The sequence below is a fragment of the Corynebacterium sp. CCM 9204 genome (genome assembly GCF_041357695.1).
Taxonomy (GTDB): domain Bacteria; phylum Actinomycetota; class Actinomycetes; order Mycobacteriales; family Mycobacteriaceae; genus Corynebacterium.
The window spans coordinates 796351-818528 of the sequence record NZ_JAUERX010000001.1 but is presented as its reverse complement, the minus strand read 5'-3'; the positions used below and the strand labels follow the sequence as shown (position 1 = coordinate 818528).

Annotated in this window: 17 protein-coding genes; 8 read left to right on the top strand and 9 right to left on the bottom strand. The window is 60.0% G+C overall.

Annotated elements, in window-relative coordinates; translation table 11 throughout:
* Positions 1-95: 95 nt before the first annotated feature.
* From QWU43_RS03615 to QWU43_RS03580, 8 genes are all read right to left on the bottom strand, one after another.
* A complete protein-coding gene (locus tag QWU43_RS03615) occupies positions 96-2927 on the bottom strand; it encodes an exo-alpha-sialidase (protein ID WP_370917128.1) in 2832 nt (943 codons plus the stop codon).
* Positions 2928-3342: 415 nt separating this feature from the next.
* Positions 3343-3771, bottom strand: a complete 429-nt coding sequence (locus QWU43_RS03610; RefSeq protein WP_370914143.1) for a metal-sulfur cluster assembly factor — start codon at positions 3769-3771, stop codon at positions 3343-3345.
* Positions 3771-4217, bottom strand: coding sequence for a Fe-S cluster assembly sulfur transfer protein SufU (gene sufU / locus QWU43_RS03605; RefSeq protein ID WP_370914142.1), 447 nt, complete (start codon positions 4215-4217; stop codon positions 3771-3773). The genes QWU43_RS03610 and sufU overlap by 1 nt, the downstream gene beginning before the upstream one ends.
* Positions 4217-5494: a SufS family cysteine desulfurase gene (locus QWU43_RS03600; RefSeq protein ID WP_370917127.1), complete on the bottom strand. Its 1278-nt coding sequence runs from the start codon at positions 5492-5494 to the stop codon at positions 4217-4219. The genes sufU and QWU43_RS03600 overlap by 1 nt, the downstream gene beginning before the upstream one ends.
* Positions 5494-6249 (bottom strand): Fe-S cluster assembly ATPase SufC, encoded by a 756-nt coding sequence (gene sufC, locus QWU43_RS03595; RefSeq protein WP_370914140.1) that lies wholly within the window; start codon positions 6247-6249, stop codon positions 5494-5496. The genes QWU43_RS03600 and sufC overlap by 1 nt, the downstream gene beginning before the upstream one ends.
* 81 nt (positions 6250-6330) lie before the next feature.
* Positions 6331-7515, bottom strand: coding sequence for a Fe-S cluster assembly protein SufD (sufD, locus tag QWU43_RS03590; protein WP_370917126.1), 1185 nt, complete (start codon positions 7513-7515; stop codon positions 6331-6333).
* A 5-nt stretch (positions 7516-7520) separates the two neighbouring features.
* A complete protein-coding gene (gene sufB / locus QWU43_RS03585; protein ID WP_370914138.1) occupies positions 7521-8966 on the bottom strand; it encodes a Fe-S cluster assembly protein SufB in 1446 nt (481 codons plus the stop codon).
* Positions 8967-9704, bottom strand: coding sequence for a helix-turn-helix transcriptional regulator (locus tag QWU43_RS03580; protein ID WP_370917125.1), 738 nt, complete (start codon positions 9702-9704; stop codon positions 8967-8969).
* A 422-nt stretch (positions 9705-10126) separates the two neighbouring features.
* Here QWU43_RS03580 and mptB point away from each other — a divergent pair, with 422 nt between their 5' ends.
* The 5 genes from mptB to QWU43_RS03555 all read left to right on the top strand — a co-directional run bounded on the left by mptB (position 10127) and on the right by QWU43_RS03555 (position 15722).
* Entirely contained in the window at positions 10127-11824 is a 1698-nt protein-coding gene (gene mptB, locus QWU43_RS03575) for a polyprenol phosphomannose-dependent alpha 1,6 mannosyltransferase MptB (RefSeq protein ID WP_370914136.1), read from the top strand.
* Positions 11821-12807: an ABC transporter ATP-binding protein gene (locus QWU43_RS03570; protein WP_370914135.1), complete on the top strand. Its 987-nt coding sequence runs from the start codon at positions 11821-11823 to the stop codon at positions 12805-12807. Before mptB ends, QWU43_RS03570 begins: the two co-directional genes overlap by 4 nt.
* Positions 12808-12809: 2 nt before the next feature.
* Positions 12810-13616 carry an ABC transporter permease gene (locus QWU43_RS03565; protein WP_370917124.1) on the top strand — a complete coding sequence of 269 codons (807 nt, stop codon included), beginning with the start codon at positions 12810-12812 and terminating at the stop codon, positions 13614-13616.
* 73 nt (positions 13617-13689) lie between these two features.
* Positions 13690-14688: a heme A synthase gene (locus tag QWU43_RS03560; RefSeq protein ID WP_370914302.1), complete on the top strand. Its 999-nt coding sequence runs from the start codon at positions 13690-13692 to the stop codon at positions 14686-14688.
* A 71-nt stretch (positions 14689-14759) separates the two neighbouring features.
* A complete protein-coding gene (locus QWU43_RS03555) occupies positions 14760-15722 on the top strand; it encodes a quinone oxidoreductase (protein WP_370914133.1) in 963 nt (320 codons plus the stop codon).
* A 29-nt stretch (positions 15723-15751) separates the two neighbouring features.
* Here the strand turns inward: QWU43_RS03555 and QWU43_RS03550 are convergent, their stop codons facing one another.
* Entirely contained in the window at positions 15752-16684 is a 933-nt protein-coding gene (locus tag QWU43_RS03550) for a heme o synthase (RefSeq protein WP_370914132.1), read from the bottom strand.
* Positions 16685-17124: 440 nt separating this feature from the next.
* On the opposite strand from QWU43_RS03550, the gene tkt reads away from it, so the two are divergent.
* From tkt to zwf, 3 genes are all read left to right on the top strand, one after another.
* The gene (gene tkt / locus QWU43_RS03545) at positions 17125-19224 is read left to right on the top strand and encodes a transketolase (RefSeq protein WP_370917123.1); all 2100 of its coding nucleotides are present in this window, start codon (positions 17125-17127) and stop codon (positions 19222-19224) included.
* 178 nt (positions 19225-19402) lie between these two features.
* On the top strand, positions 19403-20482 hold the full coding sequence (gene tal / locus QWU43_RS03540; protein ID WP_370914130.1) for a transaldolase: 1080 nt from the start codon (positions 19403-19405) through the stop codon (positions 20480-20482).
* Positions 20483-20580: 98 nt separating this feature from the next.
* The gene (gene zwf, locus QWU43_RS03535; RefSeq protein ID WP_370914129.1) at positions 20581-22137 is read left to right on the top strand and encodes a glucose-6-phosphate dehydrogenase; all 1557 of its coding nucleotides are present in this window, start codon (positions 20581-20583) and stop codon (positions 22135-22137) included.
* Positions 22138-22178: the final 41 nt, after the last annotated feature.

The following is a 22178-nucleotide window of genomic DNA, read 5'->3' as shown; positions in this document are numbered from 1 at the left end:
TCTCGGCCCAGATCAACGGAGATACCCCGGGCAGCCTCCACCTGTGCGCGGCTGCGTTGCCGTGCGAGTGCATGCCCGGGGTCCCTTGGGTCAGATCAGATGTGCGGCGGGCGTACCCACCAACCGAGATCCGTGAAGTGATGGAACCATGGCAGGAAACCGAGCAGGCCCATAATGCCTGCAACGGCAGCGAGAACAGCCCCGATACCGACGATGCCTCCTGAAGAGAGCACATCGTCGCCGGGCGCACCGATGATCGTGGATGCCCCGCTGCTTGTTGTCACCTCCGGCGATTCGGGCTGCGAAACAGGTAGAACATTGAAGGTTGTCTCATCGGTTGCTGCAGCATAGTCGGTGGCATCATCCGACGACTCGGGTACGCTCGCCACCACCGTAACGGTACGTACCTGACCTCCTGCTGGGATTGATTCAACGGTGTAACGAACAACGGCGAGCCCCTCTGTATTAGATATCGCCTCGGCGACGGGTTCACCGTCGATACTAAATGTCACGGTGGCGCCCCGAACCGCCCCATCGGGGCCTGAGACACGCGCAGCCAGAGGAATTGAGCGGGGCTTGCCGTCAGAGTTGATGTCGGGATGTTGCCCGAGGGTCAACGTCCGTTCCGTGACCGGTCGATCCTCCGGAAGGACGGTCACTTCACCGATGGCGTCACTTCCGCGTACCAGGAAGCCTTGAGGAGGTGTAGCGATCAGGCGTGCCCGCAACGTGTGAGTCTCGGCATCGAGCCCGCTGGCTATATTCGCTACGGTGAAGGGAATCGCTGCGGTACCGTCGTCCATGACTTCGGCATCCCCTACTCTGTTGTTGTCGACATAGAGGATAACGCGGGCATCATCCGGTATCGGGGTGCCATCCTCCCGCATGTTCACGGTGACCAGTGCTTCGAGGTCGTGTTGTACTCCCCTGGACTGGACCGGAGCGATCGGTTCAAGATTCAGATCGGCGTGAATGACTACCGGATCTGTGGCATCATCTCCGTTTTCCCCGAAAGTGACTCTGGGAAGGGTCATGGTGATCGTCTTGTATGCCTCTCCCCCGTGCCCGGGCCTACCGATCCGCCATGTGACAGTCGGCTCATAGTAACCCCGTTCAATGTCCTCAGCGGTGACCGTATGAAATGGGAAAGAGCAACTCGCCTCGGTATTTCCGTTGAATGTGTTCCATCGGCAGTTCTTCCGGGGGGACGTGTCCGGGTCAAAGAGTTCCAATTCCCCGTCCGGGAGGATTCCCACCGGGGTGCTGTTGGGATTCGAGACCCTGAAGTTGTAGTGAATGCGGTCGCCTTCCCCGAAGTCGCCCGGATTGGTCACTGACGCGACGATGCTCACATCCCCTGGCTCCGGAATGTACCCATCGATGACATCGACCTTGAAAGAAGCCTGTCGGACCGTTCCGCCGTCGTCAATTCGCATGAGTCCCTGAACTGTACCGCTCGGTGCATCAGCCGGGGCCGTGATCTCGAATGCGACCGGCACGGTAGCGCCGTCAGCGACCGTAACCGCATCCGCCACAGCGGTCCATCCCTCCGGGAGGTCCAGTTGGATTCCCCGGTCGACGATGTCGCCACCGAAGTTGTTCGTCAGAGTCCCGGCCACCGTCACCGTCTCACCTGGACGAACCTCGGGTCGGGAAGAGCTCTGGAGGTCCATGCAGGCGGCACCAAGCCATTCGAGATTGAACTTGGCGAAGTGGATGTTGTTGTTGATTCCGCGGTTGTGCTCCTCGAAGAGCAACCCGATGTTTCCGTCCGGAAGCGTGGACATTGAGGTGTACTGAAGATTATCCGACCGGAAGAGACGGGACACAGGCCAGGTCTGTCCGTCATCACAGCTCATACGCACAGTTCCGTTCTCCCGTCCGCTCGAGGAGGCGGTGTTACTGAAAAGCAGTACCTTCGCCTTCGCGGATCCTTCAGGTGCATTGGGGAAAACCCTGATCAACGAAGCATTGTTTCTCGGATCTGGGAGTGCAGGATCGTAGTACGGTTCGGTCCAGGTGACTCCTCCATCATGGCTGTAGCTGATCTTCCGGGCTGACTCACCGGCACCAGACCGCCGGGAGTTGTTCATCAGGGTTCCGTCTGAGAGCTCGACGATCTTGTTTTCGTCCATTCCGGTTCCCCATGCCCTGCCCGCAAACCAGGTTTCACCGTGGTCATCGGAAAGCCACGTGACAGCCCTGAATTCTCCCGAACTGGTGACCACCATCGCCGGTTGGACGAGCCTGCCCGCGTAACGGCCATACTGAAGCTGGATACCGTTCCCCGAGGTGGCGAAACGCCCCCTCCAGGGGTTCTCACGGGTCACAGCACGTGTGATCACATGATCTGGATCCCAGGTTGCACCGTTGTCGCTGCTCCGGGCGAAAGCCGCATGGAGCACGTCACGGTCATCCGGATCGGTTCCAAGTTGAGAATCCCGGATACCCCTATCGAAGCTCTTCACATGGAAGTTGAATATGTCTCCGGTCTGGTAGTCCACGACGATCGACGGATCCGAGAACCCGTATCGTGGTGCCCCTGAGTCACCTTGGGCAATCACCTCCTGAGGCGTCCAACTTTCACCGCTATCCGAGGATTTCCGGAGAACAATGGAGTTTGCCTGGGGTGCATCCGCGCAGCTACCCGGCCGACCATCCCAGGAAGCGAGGACCGTTCCATCTGGAGCCACCCCCAGCGAAGGAATCCGATAGCAGTCGTATCCTTCTTCACCCCCGGTTGCGATCACTTCATCAGTGAAGAAGGCTTGACCCGTCAGCTCATCATTCGCATCAAAACCCGCGGAGCCTGACAGCCGTTCCCCCGCATACGCCCCGGGTGTACCAGATGACGCAAGCATCCCTCCGATCAGGGTGAGGGTACTGATCGCCCCCACCATTGCCTTTCGACGTTTCAGAACTATCATCTTCACTTCCTTGGTGTCATGGATGGACAGGGAACGGCCCCATATGAGGTGACCGCTTTCACATTCTGACATTCTTGTGTGCGGAATCACACTAAATTACAGTGTAAATCAACACGCTGGTGCCAGTCCCGAAAATGAACCAGAAACCCAGAAAAGAAGAATCAAATCCCACCCGGCACAGATACAGAACAGTTAATGCAGAAACATGTGCACAGTGGCGAGCGTGGTGAAAATATCACCACCGACCCCCGGAGTTTCATGAGGCTCTCAGAAATCTACGAGCACCATCCCTGATGGACCGGTGGGTCCATCTCGTCGAACTGCAAAAACCTGATGCCCCTTCAACATAAAAACGAGCATGCCCCGGATCGGGGCGATGCTCGTGAAATGGCAGACCGCAAAACAAGGATTCCTGTCAGACGGAGAAACCCAGTGCGCGCAGTTGCTCGCGTCCATCCTCGGTGATCATGTGTGGTCCCCACGGTGGCCGCCAAACCCACTCCAAGTTGAGTTTACTAGCGGTCCCTGAGCCAACGACCGCAGTCTCCGCCTGCTCCTCGAGTATGTCAGTCAACGGGCAGGCAGGGGAGGTAAGAGTCATCTGTACAACAGCTTCATCTCCGTTCTCGATCCAGATATCGTAGACGAGACCAAGATCGACGACGTTGATCCCCAACTCGGGATCGATGACGTCTCGCATGTATTCTTCGACATCACTCGCTTTCGCTAGGTCCGCTTCCGACTGCTCGGGGCGCACCCTCTCGACCTTCTCATCCGAACGATCCGGCGGAAAATCCACCCCTTCGGCGTCGGAGGTGTCCATGTTCTCTGTCTGATCGCTCATTACTTCTCCTTCAGGGATTGAGCAGTCGCGGCTTGGAATGCTTTCCATCCGAGTAACGCACACTTCACCCGTGCCGGATACTTAGCGACACCTGCGAATGCGATGCCATCTCCGATCAGGTCAGCGTCACCCTCCTCGGCACCCCGGGAGGTGACCATCTTCTCGAAGGCGTTAACGGTCTCCATCGCCTCCGCCACACTCGTTCCAACGATTTCTTCCGCCATCACCGATGTGGAGGCTTGGCTGATGGAACAACCGACTGCCTCATAGGAGACGTCTTCGACGGTATGACCGTCAGCGGAGAGGCGGACACGGAGTGTCAGTTCGTCACCGCAGGAGGTGTTCACGTGATGGACCTCTGCATCGAACGGTTCCCGGAGACCTTTGTGCTGCGGGTGCCGGTAATGATCCAGGATAACCTCCTGGTACATCTGTTCAAGTCGCATCAACTCACCCCAAAGAACTCTTGAGCCCGACGAACACCGACCGCAAGGCGATCCACTTCGTCAAGCGTGTTGTACAGGTAGAAGGAAGCGCGGGCCGTGGCCTGCACTCCGCAGGCCCGGTGAACAGGCCACGCACAATGGTGGCCGACCCGAACCGCGACGGAACCATCATCGAGCACCTGACCGAGATCATGTGGATGGATGCCGTCTACGGTAAAGCTAACCGCGCTACCCCGCATATTGACGTTCGTCGGGCCAATGATCCGAACACCGGGGATCGACGAGAGCGAACCGAGGGCGTGTGACGTCAGTTCCCTCTCATGTTCCTGTATCGCATCCATTCCGATCTCCGAGAGAAAGTCAATGGCCGCACCCAGACCGACGACCTGACTGTTCATCTGGGTACCGGCTTCGAAGCGCTGTGGGGGATCCGTGTAAGTCGAGGCCTCCATGGTGACCTTCTCGATCATCGAACCACCGGTTAGGAACGGCGGTAGCTCCGCGAGAAGCGACGCTCGCCCATACAACACTCCAACACCACTGGGGCCGCACATTTTGTGACCGGAGAACACCGCAAAGTCCACGTTGAGTTCGTGGAGGTCCACCGTCTGGTGTGGCACCGACTGGCAGGCGTCAAGAACCGTGAGTGCCCCTGCGATGTGCGCACGACGGACGACCTCGTCGACATCCGACACTGCCCCCGTCACATTCGACTGATGAGTGAAGGCGACTACCTTGACCGTATCGTCGAGTTCGAGCGAATCAAGGTCGATTCGACCATCGGCAGTGATTCCGTACCACTTGAGCGTCGCACCGGTCCTTCGACAGAGTTCCTGCCACGGGACCAGGTTCGCATGGTGCTCCAGCTCAGTGACCACGACAGTGTCACCTGCCCTGATACAACGGTCACCGGAACGGTCATCACCGAGAACGTGGGCCACAAGGTTGAGCCCCTCGGTGGCGTTCTTGGTGAAGACGATCTCGGGATCCTCCGCCCCAACGAACCGGGCGATTCGGTCTCGGGCTGATTCGTAAGCGTCGGTCGCCTTCTCCGCGAGCAGATACGCACCCCGATGGACGGGCGCGTTGGTCTGGAGAACGAACTTCTCCTCCGCCCGCCATACCCGCTCCGGGCGCTGCGAGGTCGCACCGGAATCCAGGTAGGCAACCACGGAGCCGTCCCGTCCCGTCTCGGCCAGGATCGGGAACTCGGCGCGTACGGCGTCGACATTGAGTGACCCGTCAGGACGACGGAACATCGCGGATGTCACTGTCATCAGATGAAGCGATCGTAACCGTTGGCCTCAAGCTCGTCAGCCAGTTCCGGTCCACCGGAGGTGACGATACGTCCGTTCGCAAAGACATGCACGTGATCGGGCTTCACATAGTTGAGGATCCGCTTGTAGTGGGTGATCAGGAGCAGCCCACCGTCGTTGCGGTCACGGTAGTTGTTGATGCCTTCGCTCACGACACGCAGAGCATCGACGTCCAGACCGGAATCAGTCTCGTCGAGGATGGCGAACTTCGGGCGGAGCAGACCGAGCTGAAGAATCTCGTGGCGCTTTTTCTCACCACCTGAGAACCCCTCGTTGACGCTGCGCTCAGAGAACGTACGGTCGATGGAGAGCTCGTCCTGTGCCTCACGGACTTCCTTGATCCAGTCACGCAGTTTCGGCGCTTCACCGCGGACCGCGGTAGCTGCGGTACGCAGGAAGTTCGCCATCGAAACACCCGGAACTTCCACCGGGTACTGCATGGCGAGGAACAGTCCCGCGCGGGCACGCTCGTCGACCTCCATGTCTAGGAGATTTTCACCGTCGAGAAGTACTTCACCGCCGGTGACCTCGTACTTTGGATGGCCGGCGATCGTGTAGGAGAGCGTCGATTTACCGGAACCGTTGGGCCCCATGATCGCGTGAGTCTCGCCAGACTTGATCGTCAGGTTGACACCCTTAAGGATCTGCTTGGGTTCACTGTGTTCGTCGGTGGCGGCAACCTGTGCCGAGAGGTTCTTGATTTCAAGAGTGCTCATTATGGGTTCTTTCTTGGGCTATGAGGTGTACTACTGCAGAGAATCCGTGTGGCCGGTACACACGGTGGACGTTTTACGTTCTTAGAGGTGCGTGCCCTCGAGCTCCTCGGCGATCTGCGCTTCGAGCTGGTCACGAACGGCCTTGACCGGGATCCGGCCGATGACCTCGGAGAAGAAGCCACGAACGATCAGACGGCGCGCCTGGTTCGGGTCGATACCACGGGAGAGAAGGTAGAAGAGTTGATCGTCATCAAACCGTCCGACTGTCGCAGCGTGGCCTGCACCAGCGATTTCTCCGGTCTCGATCTCGAGGTTGGGCACCGCGTCCGCACGAGCTCCCTCAGTAAGAACCAGATTTCGGTTCGTCTCGTAGGTATCGGTGCCCTGGGCATTTGCCCGAATGAGGACGTCGCCGACCCAGGCCGTGCGCGCCTCGGGACGATCGGAGTTCGGGTCAGCCTGGAGAGCACCCTTGTAGAGGACGTTGGAACGGCAGTTGGGTTCGGCATGATCGACCAGAAGCCTCTGCTCGAAGAACTGTCCATCATCGGCGAAATAGACACCTAGCAGTTCGGCGTCACCACCCGGTGCGGTGAACTTGACGCTCGGGATCAACCGAACGACGCCCCCACCGAAGCAGGCGACATTGTGGCGGAGTACTGCGTCGCGGCCCATCGTGGCGCGCTGGTTGCCGAGATGAACGGCGGTATCTTCCCAGTCGACGTGGACAACAACCGTCAGTCGAGCATTATCCCCGATGACGTACTCGTGGTTGTCGGCGTGCGTCCCGTCACCCGTGTAATGGATGTTGACCACCGCTTCGGCGCCATCTTCGACGACGATACTGACCGCGGTGAAGGAAGTGGCGTCATCTCCCTTACCCGTGACTGTGACGGTGACGGGTTCTCGGTTTGTCGAATTCTTCGCGAAGGTGACGAGTGTCGCTTCCTCCATCGACGTCCATGCCTGCGCTCCGACCCTATCGACCGGGGCGCCGGCGGTGCCGATACGTTCGTCATCCCGCGCCACGGTCTCGACGCACACGCCATCAGCGTCATCTGGAACAGCGACGGAGACATCCGCTGTGGTAGCCGTGGCGAACTTACCATCGTGCAGACCCCGCAGTCGACGAAGAGGCGTGAATCGCCAGACTTCGTCACGTCCCCGCGGGACGTCGAAATCATCAACGTTGAAGGAGGTGAACAGGTCACCCTTGGTGTCGTGGTAAGTCGCATTCTTGACACGTTCCACTTTTGTTTCGGTCATCGGGTTTAACCCACCGATCCTTCCATCTGCAATTCAATCAAGCGGTTGAGTTCGAGCGCGTACTCCATCGGAAGTTCCTTGGCGATGGGCTCGACGAAACCACGAACGATCATGGCCATGGCTTCATCCTGTGCGACGCCGCGGCTCATGAGGTAGAAGAGCTGATCCTCGGAGACCTGCGACACCGTCGCCTCGTGTCCGAGAGAAACATGATCGTTACGGATGTCGTTGTAGGGGTACGTGTCCGAACGAGAGATATTGTCGACGAGCAGAGCATCGCACTCCACGTTGGAGGTCGAGTGATGCGCGTTGGTATTGATCTGCACGAGACCCCGGTATGCGGCACGGCCACCCGATCTGGCGACGGACTTACTGACGATATTCGACGACGTGTGCGGCGCCATGTGGACCATCTTCGCGCCGGTATCCTGGAACTGTCCCTCGCCTGCGAAGGCGACGGACAACACCTCACCCTTGGCGTGCGGTCCAGTCATCCAGACCGCCGGGTACTTCATCGTCACCTTCGATCCGATGTTGCCGTCAACCCACTCCATCGTGGCACCTTCTTCACACTTGGTGCGTTTGGTGACAAGGTTGTAGACGTTGTTCGACCAGTTCTGGATTGTCGTGTACCGGCACCGGCCCCCCTTCTTGACGATGATCTCTACGACGGCGGAGTGCAGGGAGTCCGACTTGTAGATCGGCGCAGTGCAGCCCTCGACGTAGTGGACGTACGCATCCTCATCAACGATGATCAGAGTCCGCTCGAACTGGCCCATGTTCTCAGTGTTGATACGGAAGTAGGCCTGCAGTGGGATGTCAACGTGAACCCCCTTCGGGACGTAGACGAACGAACCACCGGACCAGACGGCGGTATTCAATGCTGCGAACTTATTGTCGCCTGCCGGGATGACGGTCCCGAAGTACTCACGGAACAGATCTTCGTGCTCGCGCAGTGCAGTATCGGTGTCGAGGAAGATCACCCCCTGCTCTTCCAGATCCTCACGAATCTGGTGGTAGACGACCTCGGATTCGTACTGTGCGGCGACACCAGCGACGAGACGCTGCTTCTCCGCCTCCGGAATACCGAGCTTGTCGTAGGTCTCCTTGATGTCCGCGGGAAGTTCATCCCACGTTGTCGCCTGCTTCTCCGTCGAACGTACGAAGTACTTGATATTGTCGAAATCGATTCCGGAGAGGTCTGCACCCCAGGTGGGCATCGGCTTACGCTCAAAGATGTTGAGCGCCTTTAGCCGATTCTTGAGCATCCATTCTGGTTCGCTCTTTTTTCCGGAGATGTCTGCGACCACCTCAGCGCTGAGTCCGCGCCTCGCGGATGCGCCGGCGACATCTGTATCGTGCCAACCATAGTTGTAGGCGCCGATGGATTCGATGATTTCCTCATCGGTGCGGGGGGCGTCGACAACCGGCTTTTCTTGGGCCTGGGTCATTTAGCCTCTCCTTTCATCAGGAGTATGAGATATGGGGGTCAAAGTGAGCTGCCCGGCCGGAATATTGGTGGTGCAGATTCCGTGTCCTTCTACGATGGACGCCAGTGGTTGAACATGATTTCCCAGCAATTTGGAGATCGCCTCATGTTCCGCCTCACAGAGTTCCGGGAACTCGGAGGCGACCTGAGAAATCGGACAATGGTGCTGGCAGATCTGCACACCTCCACCGGCGTGGTGCACCGTGGCGGCGTAGCCGTGGGCGGAAAAAGCATCCGCCACCGCGCGGGCTGTCGCGGGGACGGACTCATCATCGTCCGCGGGAGGTATCCCGGCGACGATTGTGGAGATACGCCGACGAGCGAACGCTCGAACGGCCTCCTCACCGCCGGTCTCCCGCAGAGCCTGCAGAGCCGATGCGGCAAGCGAATCATAGTCGTGGCCAAACGTGGCCCGACCGCGGTCAGTGAGACGAAAGGCCTTGGCGGGACGGCCGCGACCGCGACCACGTCCCACAGGTCGAGTGACCTCAACCAGATCTTCTCCGACCAGAATGTCCAGATGGCGACGTACTCCGGCGGCAGAGAAACCGAGGTGCGCGCCGATGGCGGAGGCACTCACCGGAGCGTGCTCGAGTAGCGTCCGAAGGATCGCACGGCGGGTATCGCCGTCCTGATACCGGGAGGTCGCCGCTGAAGATTCCCAGGGTGACCCCAACTGATCTTGTCGCACTGTCGTCATCGATGTCACCTCCTGCTCTCTCGGATACGGTTTTCCTGAACCGCCCCCGGAATCAGCCCGTAGTTCCCACAATCACGGAACCAACGGATTCCGGACAATCGGGATACGTCGTTCAACGGTGGGTCACGCCCGCCGTCTGTCATTAGACAACACAAGTGTTCCGTAATTCATTCCCATTGTCCAACCGGTAAGGATACGGCCGACCCCGCATATTTCACGACAGCACCACTTCGCGGGCATCACCTTTCCAGTGCCCTTTGGGAATCCCTGCCCCACCGAACCATCCTCGGGCCACCCGGCCTCCAACGAATCCATACGGGGGTGTGGAAAGAGAACGACAAGCACCCCCGGATGGAAAATAACGCCACCGGCGAGCGCCACTCATACACCTCATTCGGGCAGAACACGGTTAGAATGCCCGTGTGCCAGATGTTCCCCACCGACGAACAGCGATCCTCCGCGCCCTCATCGGGGAACTTCCCAGGTTGGGATCAGCAGGGTCCCGGTCAGCGTCACTTCACCGTCCTGATCGGACCCCGGGCACTCCGGACACTCCGATCGAAGGGTCCGCTTTACTTCCGTTGCGCTTCGCTCTTCTCCGCTGGGTCGGAACCGTCGGTGCCCTGATGCTGAGCTTCGGGGCTCTCGGAGCGGGAGCACTCCCCGTGACGGACAACATCTACCGTTCCTTCCCCGGCGGGTCGCTCATGCAGCGTATGCTCCAGACCTCATCGACCGTCGCACTCACGGGGGTTGCTCTCATCGTCATTGCTTGGGTGCTCATGGCACCGTTCGTCGGAGCGAACCTCCTGCAGAGCCGGAGACACACCATCCGCGTCAGTACCGGGCAGCTACAGCGAACCTGCGTGGCATGGACCCTGCCCATAGCGCTAAGCGCCCCGATGTTCACCCAGGACATCTACTCGTATCTCGCGCAAGGCGCGATTACCGCTCGCGGCCTTGACCCATACAGTGCTGGGCCGGTTGACCTGCTCGGGCCCGACAATCCCCTCGCCCGATCCGTTCCATTGATCTGGTCCCATTCACCGTCCCCCTACGGTCCCGTCGCGAGCGGCATCTCCGCAGCCATCTACGCCATGTCCGGCGAATCGGTATTCGTCGGAGTATATCTTCACCGCGTGCTCGCCGTCCTCGGGATCGCGGCTGCAGGATGGGCGCTGACCAGACTTGCGACGAGATGTGGGGTCGGGGTTCAGGCTGCACTCTGGCTCGGCGTACTGAATCCACTCACACTCCTGCATCTCGTTGGCGGCATTCACAACGAAGCGGTGCTGCTTGGGCTTCTGCTACTCGGGATGGAATTCGGTTTACGGGGCATCGAACGACTATCCCTTCCCATGCTCCGGGACCGGATACCCGGATGGGCGATGATCATATTTTCCGGGATCCTGATTTCCGGAGGAGGCATGGTCAAGATGACCGGATTCATCGCCCTCGGATTCACGGGAATGGCGCTCGCCCGTGCACTACGCACACGCGGCAGGAATCCTGTGGTGTCCGTGACCACCGCGGGTATCATCCAGACCATCATCATGCTCGCTTCCATTGCGTTGCTGACTGCGGCCACCGGCATAGGTCTCGGCTGGGTGACCGGGCAGGGTGGCGCTGTTGCCGTGCGCTCCTGGATGTCCGCGACGACCGCGCTCGGGGTCATCGCCGGTGGTATCGGAATGATCTCCGGCCTCGGTGACCAGACGACGGCCATTCTCGCTGTGACCCGCGCCGTTGGTGTGGCTGTCGCCGGATTGTTCATGATCCGGATGCTGATCGCGGTATACCGCGGGACGATCCACCCGGTCGGCGGGCTGGGCATCTCCACCTTCGTCCTGGTTCTCCTGTTTCCCGTCGTCCAACCCTGGTACATGCTCTGGGCCATCCTGCCCCTGGCCGCATGGGCGAATCGACCCCTGTTCCGGGCATCAGCGACCGCATACTCCGCTGTTGTTTCCTTCTTCGTCCTGCCGCGTGGATTACCTCTCCCACCGGGAACCGTCGCGGGGATCTACCTGTCGACGGTCATCTGTTCTGTCACGGTGGTGACGTTGCTGTGGTGGGCTGTACGACGGCGTCACCCTCGTGTCATAGACTGGCCGACGTGACTGACACAGAACCCGTTCGTCGGCGGACCGGTGAAACTCCCGTGGATGCAGCGTTGGAGACCCGCGCACTGACGCGGAACTTCGGCGACGTCCGAGCCGTCGATCATCTGGATCTCCGTGTTGAACGTGGAACGGTCTTCGCTCTGCTCGGTCCCAACGGCGCGGGGAAGACCACCACGATCGAGATGTGTGAGGGATTCACTGAACCGACCTCCGGGTCGGTTCAGGTCCTCGGACTCGACCCCGTTGCGAATGCGGATGCGGTACGGCGCAGAATCGGTGTGATGCTCCAGGGAGGTGGTGCCTATCCCGGAATCCGGGTCGGAGAGATGCTCGAACTCACGGCTTCCTACAGCGCTCATCCACTCGATCCCACCTGGTTGCTCGAACTCGTTGGTCTTACGCGCCACGTACGGACATCATACCGACGGCTCTCAGGAGGCCAGCAGCAGCGCCTGTCCCTCGCCTGCGCCCTGGTCGGACGCCCGGAGCTGGTTTTCCTGGACGAACCCACCGCCGGAATGGACACCCAGTCCCGCTTAGCGGTCTGGGAACTGGTGAACTCCCTGCGGCGGGACGGGGTCACCGTGGTCCTAACCACACATCTCATGGACGAGGCTGAAGCACTGGCAGATCATGTCGTGATCCTTGACCGTGGAGTGAAGGTCGCGGAGGGAAGCCCCACGGAGCTGACGGCATTGACGGGCGGAGGGGCTGCACAGATCCGTATCGATACGTCTGCCAGACTCGATCCCGCCGCATTCGGCGTATCACTGGCTTCCATGGGATACCACGAGGGGGCCGGACTGACCGCGACGCGGCCACTCTCCTACAGGATTCAGGCTAGACCCACCCCCGCTCTCGTTGCGGCCATCGCTTCAGCCGCCGCCGAGCAGGATGTACTCATCCGTGGACTGGGTATCGACCACCGGAGCTTGGAGGATGTCTTCCTGGACATCACTGGCCGCGAAATGAGGAGTTGACCGTGACCCGAGAACAACCCGAGGTACGAACCACCGGGGAAGCACGCTTCACGCCGGGTACCTTCTCCCCCGATCCACACCAGGCCGGTCCCCTCGCAATGCTCCTCGCTCAGGCACGGATCGAGACTCGTCTGTTCCTACGACACAGCGAGCAGCAACTGCTCAGCCTGGTGATCCCTCTCGGTTCACTGATCGCACTCTCATTGATGCCACTTCTCGACGCTGAGGAGCCCGTCGCCGTCATTCTGCCCTTGACACTGGCGATTTCTGCAGTCTCCGCAGGTTTCACGGGTCAGGCCATAGCCGTGGCTTTCGACCGGAGGTATGGAGCACTGAAACGGATCGGAGCATCCGGGGTGCCACGATGGGTAATCATCGCAGGGAAGGTCCTCGGGGTACTTGCTGTTTCAGCGGTACAGACGATCCTGCTATGCACAACCGCGCTGGTCCTGGGTTGGCGTCCAGATCCCGTGAATCTGCCGTTGGCAGCACTCACGCTGATGATTGGTGTCGCGGCATTCACCGCGTTGGGTCTGTTCATGGGCGGAACACTCAGTTCCGAGATTGTCCTGGCTCTGGCTAACCTTGTCTGGTTCCTTCTGATCGGGATCGCCTCGTACGTCCAGATTCGCTCGGGCAGCATTGGGGACTGGGCGGAATGGACCGTTGTGATCCCCTCTGTCGCGCTGACTCAGGGCTTGAACAACGCAGTCACAGGAGTGTTCCCCACGCCGGAGTTGCTCATCCTCGTCGCCTGGGCACTCATCGCCGGAGCTGCGACAGTCAGAGTGTTCAAGTTCACCGCCTGACCCGCTCCAGCATACGGTTCATTCCCGGGACGCAGGATAGGATCGGATCGTGAGTACCAGCCCAAGTATTTTCCTGTTCACCCATCCGATCCGGTGGTTCCGATCACTCCTCGCTGGACCCGAGGTTCGTGTCCAGCGCAGGTTGGCGATGGTTCTTCTCGTCTGCCAGGCCGGCATCACCGTCACCGGTTCCATCGTCCGGGTCACCGGCTCCGGTCTCGGTTGCGTCACCTGGCCAAACTGCCAACCCGGTTCTCTCGTCCCCGTCGCGGGAGCAGCTCCCTGGATTCACCAAGCCATCGAATGGGGCAATCGTTTGCTCACATTCGTGGTCGCCACTGCGGCACTCCTGGTATTCATCGCGGTACTCCGGTCAGCCAGGAGACGCGAGGTCCTCGTTCTTGCCTTCATCCAGGGGATTGGTGTCATCGTCCAGGCGATTCTCGGCGGCATCTCCGTCCACCTCGAACTCCGGTGGTGGTCGGTGGCCATGCACTTCCTGCCCTCGATGCTGCTCATCTGGTTGGCGGCGGTCCTCTGGGTACGTATCGCGGAACCCGACAACGGGTCACCCACCGAAACATACCCACGTCCGCTGCGGCACCTCGCGATCCTCTCTGCGACCAGTCTCGCCATCGTCCTCGGTACAGGCACCATGGTCACGGGTGCTGGTGTGCACTCAGGTGACCCCGGAGTAGGTATGGAGGGTCGACTGAACATAGATCTCGTCCGTATCGCCAACATCCACGCCCATTTCATGTATCTCTATCTCGGATTGACCGTCGGCCTCGTCATTGCTCTGGTCACCGTCGGGGCAGCTCTCCGGGCGCGCCGGATCGGCTGGATCCTCATCGGCTTCATCATCCTGCAGGCTGCGATCGGCATCATTCAGTTCAACTTCGGCGTTCCGCGATGGACGGTACCGGTACACGTCGGATTGTCCGGTACCGTGGTCGCGTTCACGGGGGTACTGTTCGCGTACGGCCGCGACCGGGTCGGTGGTAAGACAGGTCTCACCGGTTCTCCACGGGGAGACACGGTACGTCGTAGTCGAATCTCCCAGCGGAGCTGAAACCGTCCCCTTAATCCGCGATGACCCGGATCTGCCATCCCAGGGGCTGTATCACGCGTTAAGATTGTCCTATGCGAGCTATCCGGATATCCAGTCACGGCGGGCCCGAGGTTTTGGAATCAGCCGAGGTCCCCCGCCCCGTTCCAAATGAGAATCAGGTTCTGGTGGCTGTCGACGTCGCCGGAGTCAACTACATAGACACCTACTACCGCGAGGGTCTCTACAACGCCGAGCTTCCCTTCATCCCCGGTCTTGAGGGCACCGGGAGAGTGGTGCAGGATCCTCGGGGCCAGATCGTTGAGGGCACCCTCGTCGCGTGGTGCGACGGTTTCGGTTCCTATGCCGAGTATGCCGTTGTGCCCCGGGATCGTCTCGTCGCGGTACCCCGAGGTATCGATCTACACACTGCAGCATCAATGCTGCTGCAGGGGATCACCGCACATTATCTCACCGACGGGGTCTATTCACTCCGGGACGGTGACACCTGCCTGCTCACCGCGGGAGCGGGCGGTGTTGGCCTGCTCGTCACTCAGATGGCGGTGGAACGCGGAGCGAGGGTCTACTCGGTGGTGTCAACCGCCGAGAAGGAAGAACTCGCGCGACGTGCCGGCGCGACCGAGGTGTTCCGCTACTCCGACAATCTCGCGGAACAGGTGCGACAGGTCAACGGAGGAACGGGCGTAGATATCGTCTACGACGGAGTGGGGAGGACAACATTCGACCAGTCACTACGGGCGGTGCGTCCCCGCGGCACGGTGTGTCTTTTCGGTGCTGCATCAGGCCCGGTAGCCCCTATCGATCCCCAACTGTTGAACACACACGGATCGATCTTCCTCACTAGGCCGTCGATCGGTGCATGGACCGCTCGTGAAGGAGAATTCGTGATGCGTGCGCAGGCGGTCACTCAGGCGATAGTCGAGGGACGCATGGAGGTACGGATCGGCTCCGTCCATTCACTGGACGAGGCCGCTTCAGCACACCGTGAGCTGGAGTCCCGGGCGAGCACCGGATCGATCGTCCTGGAGGTTTCCTGATCCTGCCCCTTCTTCCGGGGCACCAGATATCAGAAGAATGTCGTGGAGATACCAATCATCTCCCCCACGGTCTCGAGACCGAAGAATGCGTCGATTGACAGTGCCACGAACACTGCCGCGAGGTAGTTGTTCGAGAGAATGAAGAGTTTCAGTGGCTTGACCTCCACACCGCGAACGACACCTCGGTGCAGGAGGTGTGCCATCACAATGAACCAGACCCCTGCGACCACCGCTACAGCGGCGTAGATGAACCCAGCCGCCGGAACGAGGAGCAGGGTCGTGATGACTGTGGCCCAGGTGTATAGGACGATCTGGCGGGTCACCTCAACCTCAGTGCGCACAACCGGCATCATGGGCACGCCGGCAGCCCGATAATCTTCCTTGTAGCGCATCGCGAGCGCCCAAGTGTGAGGAGGAGTCCAGAAGAAGATGATTAGGAAGAGCACGACCGCCTGCCACCACTGTGGTGGAATTCCCGCAGGTAGATTATCGGTAATCACGGCCCATCCGACAACAACCGGCATGCACCCGGCCGCACCACCCCACACGACGTTCTGCGGTGTCCGACGCTTCAACCATTTCGTATAGATAAAGATGTAGAACGCAATCGTCGCCATCACGAAGAGCGCTGCGAGAAGTGAACGGCAGAGCAGCCACAGCCAGAAGAAACTGACCACGGTGAGCGTCCATGCGAACACTGTCGCATTTCGATTGGTCACAACCATCTTCGCCAGTGGACGACGCTCAGTCCGCTTCATAACCTTGTCGATGTCACTGTCTGCGACCATGTTGAAGGTGTTCGCCGCAGCGGCTCCCATCCAGCCACCAATGACGGTCAGCAGAATCAACCCCACGTGGTTCTCACCACGATCCGCCTGGAGCATCGCAGGGATTGTCGCGACCAGGAGCAACTCGATGACTCTTGGTTTCGTCAGCGCGAGGTACGCCTTTATCGTCTCCAAGGACCATTCCTCCAGCAGATGTCGGGTCGAAGCGTCAGCGGGTCACGGGCTTCGCGGTGTCTCATCGGGGAACGACACCTGGTTGACACCGGATCTTCCCGCGGCAGCACCAGGGGCGGCACACACGGAAAGGATGAACCCACCACGGACGTGGCTGCGTACCCTCGACAATAAATAGAGGGTACACACCCGTTTGATCTTATCTCCCTTCGACCCCGCTTCCCAGTCGGAACAGTGCACCCCCACGGGCTGGGGACACCCCCGGTCGAATACGACAAATTCTCCGGGAATTTTCCGTTGACCCACCGGACCCCGCGGGGCACTGGAGCACAAGTACGGCTGAGCCGTTAAGCTGGTTCTGTTGATTACCGCGGGCGACTCCGTGGTTAATGATCCCAGCCAGTCCTTCTGGCGACCCGAATGAAACGAGGACCCGGACCGTGACCCTGTCTGATGAACTGAAGGAATCCATTCGCCACAATTACCCTGCGGATTGGAGCGACCTAGACACCCGCGCCGTCGATACGGCACGGGTTCTGGCTGCTGATGCGGTGCAGAATTGCGGTTCCGGACATCCCGGCACCGCAATGAGTCTCGCACCGCTGGCATACACCCTCTACCAGCGGGCCATGAACGTCAACCCTGATCTTCCGAACTGGGCGGGCCGCGACCGTTTCGTTCTCTCCTGCGGTCATTCCTCCCTGACCCAGTACGTCCAGCTCTTCCTCGGGGGTTTCGGCCTCGAGATGGCGGACCTTGAGGCACTTCGAACCTGGGGAGCCAAGACCCCCGGGCATCCCGAGTACCGACACACAGCCGGTGTAGAGATCACCACCGGTCCTCTCGGCCAGGGGCTCGCCTCTGCGGTCGGTATGGCGATGGCGGCCCGTCGTGAACGTGGCCTCTTCGACCCGGAAGCAGCCGCCGGAGAGTCCCCCTTCGACCACCACATTTTCTGCATCGCCTCGGACGGGGACATTGAGGAGGGCGTTACCAGCGAAGCGAGTTCCCTCGCGGGAACCCAGGCCCTCGGTAACCTCATCGTGTTCTGGGACGACAACCGGATCTCGATTGAGGATGACACCCAGATCGCCTTCACGGAGGACACCGTCGCCAGGTACGCCGCCTACGGCTGGCAGACCCTCGAGGTCGAGTCCGGTGAGGACGTGGTGGCTCTGGAGGCTGCCATCGAGAAAGCCAAGGCAGACACCAGTCGTCCCTCCTTCATCCGTGTCCGTACGATCATCGGATATCCGGCCCCGACCATGATGAACACCGGGGCCGTGCACGGAGCAGCCCTGGGTGATGACGAGGTCGCTGCAACCAAGAAGGTCCTCGGCTTTGACCCAGAGGTGTCCTTCCACATCGATGAGGAAGTTCTCGCACACACCCGTTCCCTCACCGAACGCGGTGCGGAGAAGACCCGAACATGGAATGAAAAGTTCGAGGCGTGGGCGACAGCGAACCCCGAACGCAAGAAACTCTTCGAACGGCTCGCCGCTCGTGAACTTCCCGAGGGGTGGGCTGATGATCTGCCCACCTGGGAACCGGATGCCAAGGGTGTTGCAACCCGGAAAGCCTCTGAAGCGGTACTCCAGGTTCTCGGAGCATCACTTCCCGAGCTGTGGGGCGGTTCCGCGGATCTAGCCGGATCCAACAACACTGTGATCAAGGGGGCACCGTCCTTCGGACCGGAGCACATCACCACCGACACCTGGACTGCGGAGCCTTACGGAAGGAATCTCCATTTCGGTATCCGCGAACACGCGATGGGGTCCATAATGAACGGGATCGCTCTTCACGGTGGTACCCGCCCCTATGGTGGAACTTTCCTGATCTTCTCCGAGTACATGCGCCCCGCTGTCCGTCTTGCCGCCCTCATGGGCACTGATGCCTACTACGTATGGACTCACGACTCCATCGGCCTCGGCGAGGATGGCCCGACCCATCAGCCGATCGAACAGCTCGCGAGTCTCCGTGCGATCCCGAACTTCTCCATGCTGCGGCCCGCCGATGCCAATGAGACCTCTGCAGCCTGGAAACACTCCCTGCTCTACCGTGAAGGCCCTAAGGGACTGGCACTCACCCGCCAGAACGTTCCCGTCCTCGAAGGTACGGCGGAGAAGGCTGATGAAGGTGTCGCCCGTGGTGCCTACATTCTGGTTGAAGGATCGAAGGCGCTCCCCGATGTCATTCTCATGGGATCCGGCTCTGAGGTACAGCTCGCGGTCGACGCTGCCAGGGTCCTCGAGAACGAGGGAGTCTCGGCCCGTGTCGTCTCCGTTCCTTGCATGGACTGGTTCGCGGAGCAAGACTCCGATTACATCGAGTCCGTACTCCCGTCGACTGTGACTGCAAGGGTGTCCGTCGAAGCCGGTGTCGCGATGCCGTGGTACCGCTGGCTCGGCACCGCTGGGCGTCCGGTGTCGTTGGAGCACTTCGGTGCCTCCGCGCCTTACGAGAAGCTTTTCACAGAGTTCGGTATCACAACCGAAGCGGTTGTTGCTGCCGCCCACGAATCCCTCTCCGCCGCCATCTAACATCCGGGACAATCATTCCGGCCGGGCCATCCCTGACACCGCCAACGGTGATCGGGGTGGCCCGGATCGGTGTCACAGATGCAGTCGAACGCTGCATCACCACGGAAACACGACTACCCTCGTCTCTCGAAGCCGAGGGAACAGACGATTCCCCCTGTCCTTACTAGGAGCCGCCACCATGACCCACATCGATGAACTCGCCGAGATCGGTACCGCAACCTGGCTCGATGACCTCTCCCGAGACCGCCTCGACAGCGGCAACCTCGAGGAGATCGTCGCATCTAAATCCATCGTCGGAGTGACCACCAACCCCGCCATCTTCGCTACCGCAATGACCCGGGGTACCGCCTACGACGAACAGATCGCAGCCTTGAAGTCAGAAGGCGTCGACGCCGACACCGCGGTCTACGCGATGGCGGTTGACGATGTCCGTCGTGCCTGCGACGTGTTCCGGGAGACCTTCGAACGAACCGGAGGGGTAGACGGTCGAGTCTCCATTGAGGTGGATCCTCGACTCTCCGATGACGCAGAAGCCACGATCATCCAGGCTCGTGAACTGTGGGAACGCGTAGAACGACCGAATCTCCTAATCAAGATTCCAGCGACCCCCGGTTCCCTCCCCGCGATCACGCAGGCTCTCTCCGAAGGTATCAGTGTCAACGTCACTTTAATCTTCTCTTGCGAGCGATATCGCGAGGTCATCGAGGCATATATCGCTGGAATCCGGGCTGCCGCAGAAAACGGCCACGACGTCTCCAAAATCCAGTCGGTCGCTTCCCTCTTCGTCTCCCGCCTTGACGTCGAAGTCGACCGCAGACTGGAAGAGATCGGTACTGACGAAGCTCTTTCCCTCCGCGGTAAGGCGGGAATCGCCAACACACGCCTCGCCTACGATCTGTTCCGGACCTCCTTCGCCGATACTGATCTGCCGCAGGGCGCGACCGTACAGCGTCCACTCTGGGCGTCGACAGGCGTCAAAAACCCCGCTTACCCGGATACTCTATATGTGACGGAGATCGCAGGACCGCAGACCGTGAACACCATGCCAGAGCCGACGATCGACGCAGTTCTGGAGCAGGGCGGCCTGCACGGCGACACCCTCACGGACCGTGCCAATGACTCCCGGGAACTCCTTTCGGCTGTTGAAGCAGTCGGAATCGACCTCGCCGATGTTTTTGCCGTGCTCGAACGTGAGGGTGTCGAGAAATTCGAGCAGAGTTGGAATGAACTTCTCGAATCCATGAGGCAGCGCCTCTGAAGCGCGTAGTAGACAGTACCTTCCGCCCTACCTCCCGCCGTCGAGCCAACGACGTCCACGGCGGATCCCATCCAAAGACGAAGCAGGCAGACATAACCGTGAGTAATACTCTGACCGGCGTCCCCGATAACGCGCCCTGGTTCAACCCTCTGCGAGACCGCCAGGACAAGCGCCTGCCCCGGATCGCCGGACCATGCGGCATGGTCATTTTCGGGGTCACCGGTGACCTGGCCCGTAAGAAGCTGCTCCCGGCCATCTACGACCTGGCCAATCGCGGCCTCCTCCCCGCAGGATTCGCTCTCGTCGGTTACGGTCGGCGCGACTGGTCGAAGCAGGACTTCGAGGCCTACGTCCATGACGCCGTCATCGCAAGCGCCCGTACCGAGGTCCGATCGAGTGTATGGGAACGGCTTGCCGAGGGAATGGAATTCGTTCAGGGTAGTTTCCGTGACGACGAGGCCTTCGACAAACTCGGAGCAAAACTCGAGACACTTGACCGGACTCGGGGGACCGCTGGTAACTGGGGCTTCTATCTGTCTGTCCCACCAGATTATTTCTCGGATGTCTGCAACCAGTTGAAGAGATCGGGTATGGCGAAGGCCCCGGATAATTCCTGGCGCCGGGTTATCATCGAGAAACCCTTCGGCCACGACCAGGAGTCCGCGCATGAACTCAACCGCGTGGTTAATGCAGTGTTCCCGGAGGACTCCGTATTCCGTATCGATCATTACCTGGGTAAAGAAACTGTCCAGAACATCATGGCTCTGCGGTTCGCCAACCAACTCTTCGATCCCCTCTGGAACAGTCACTACATCGACCACGTCCAGATCACCATGGCCGAAGATATCGGACTTGGAGGCCGTGCAGGCTACTATGACGGAATCGGTGCCGCCCGAGACGTCATCCAGAACCACCTCCTCCAACTTCTCGCCCTGACCGCGATGGAGGAGCCGGTGGATTTCACTCCGTCGGAACTCCAGGCTGAGAAAATCAAGGTTCTCCGCGCTACTGCACCGGTTCAACCACTGGCTAAAACCACTGCCCGGGGTCAGTACACCGCAGGTTGGCAGGGTTCGACCAGAGTTCCCGGACTCCGAGAGGAAGAGGGCTTTTCGCAGGACTCCGACACCGAGACCTACGCGGCCTGCACTTTGGAGATCAATTCACGACGTTGGGCCGGTGTACCCTTCTACCTCCGCACCGGTAAGCGCCTCGGACGGCGAGTGACGGAAATCGCCCTGATCTTCAAACCCGCCCCTCATCTTCCTTTCGGTGACGTCATGACATCAGCCCTCGGTCAAAATGCCGTCGTCATTCGTGTCCAACCTGATGAGGGAGTACTCATGCGTTTCGGGTCTAAGGTACCCGGATCCACGATGGAGGTCAGGGACGTCAACATGGACTTCTCCTATTCGGAGGCATTCACGGAAGAATCTCCCGAAGCCTATGAGCGTCTCATTCTCGATGCTCTGTTGGACGAGTCGAGTCTGTTCCCCACCAACGAGGAGGTGGAACTTTCCTGGCGGATACTCGACCCGATCCTCAACTTCTGGAAACAACACGGCCATCCGGAAGACTATGAGGCGGGTACCTGGGGTCCTTTGTCCGCGGAAAAAATGCTCGCCCGCGAGGATCGAACCTGGCGTCGGCCCTGATCCCCCTCGTTCATCCAATCATGCCGTTGCAAGTCGAAAGG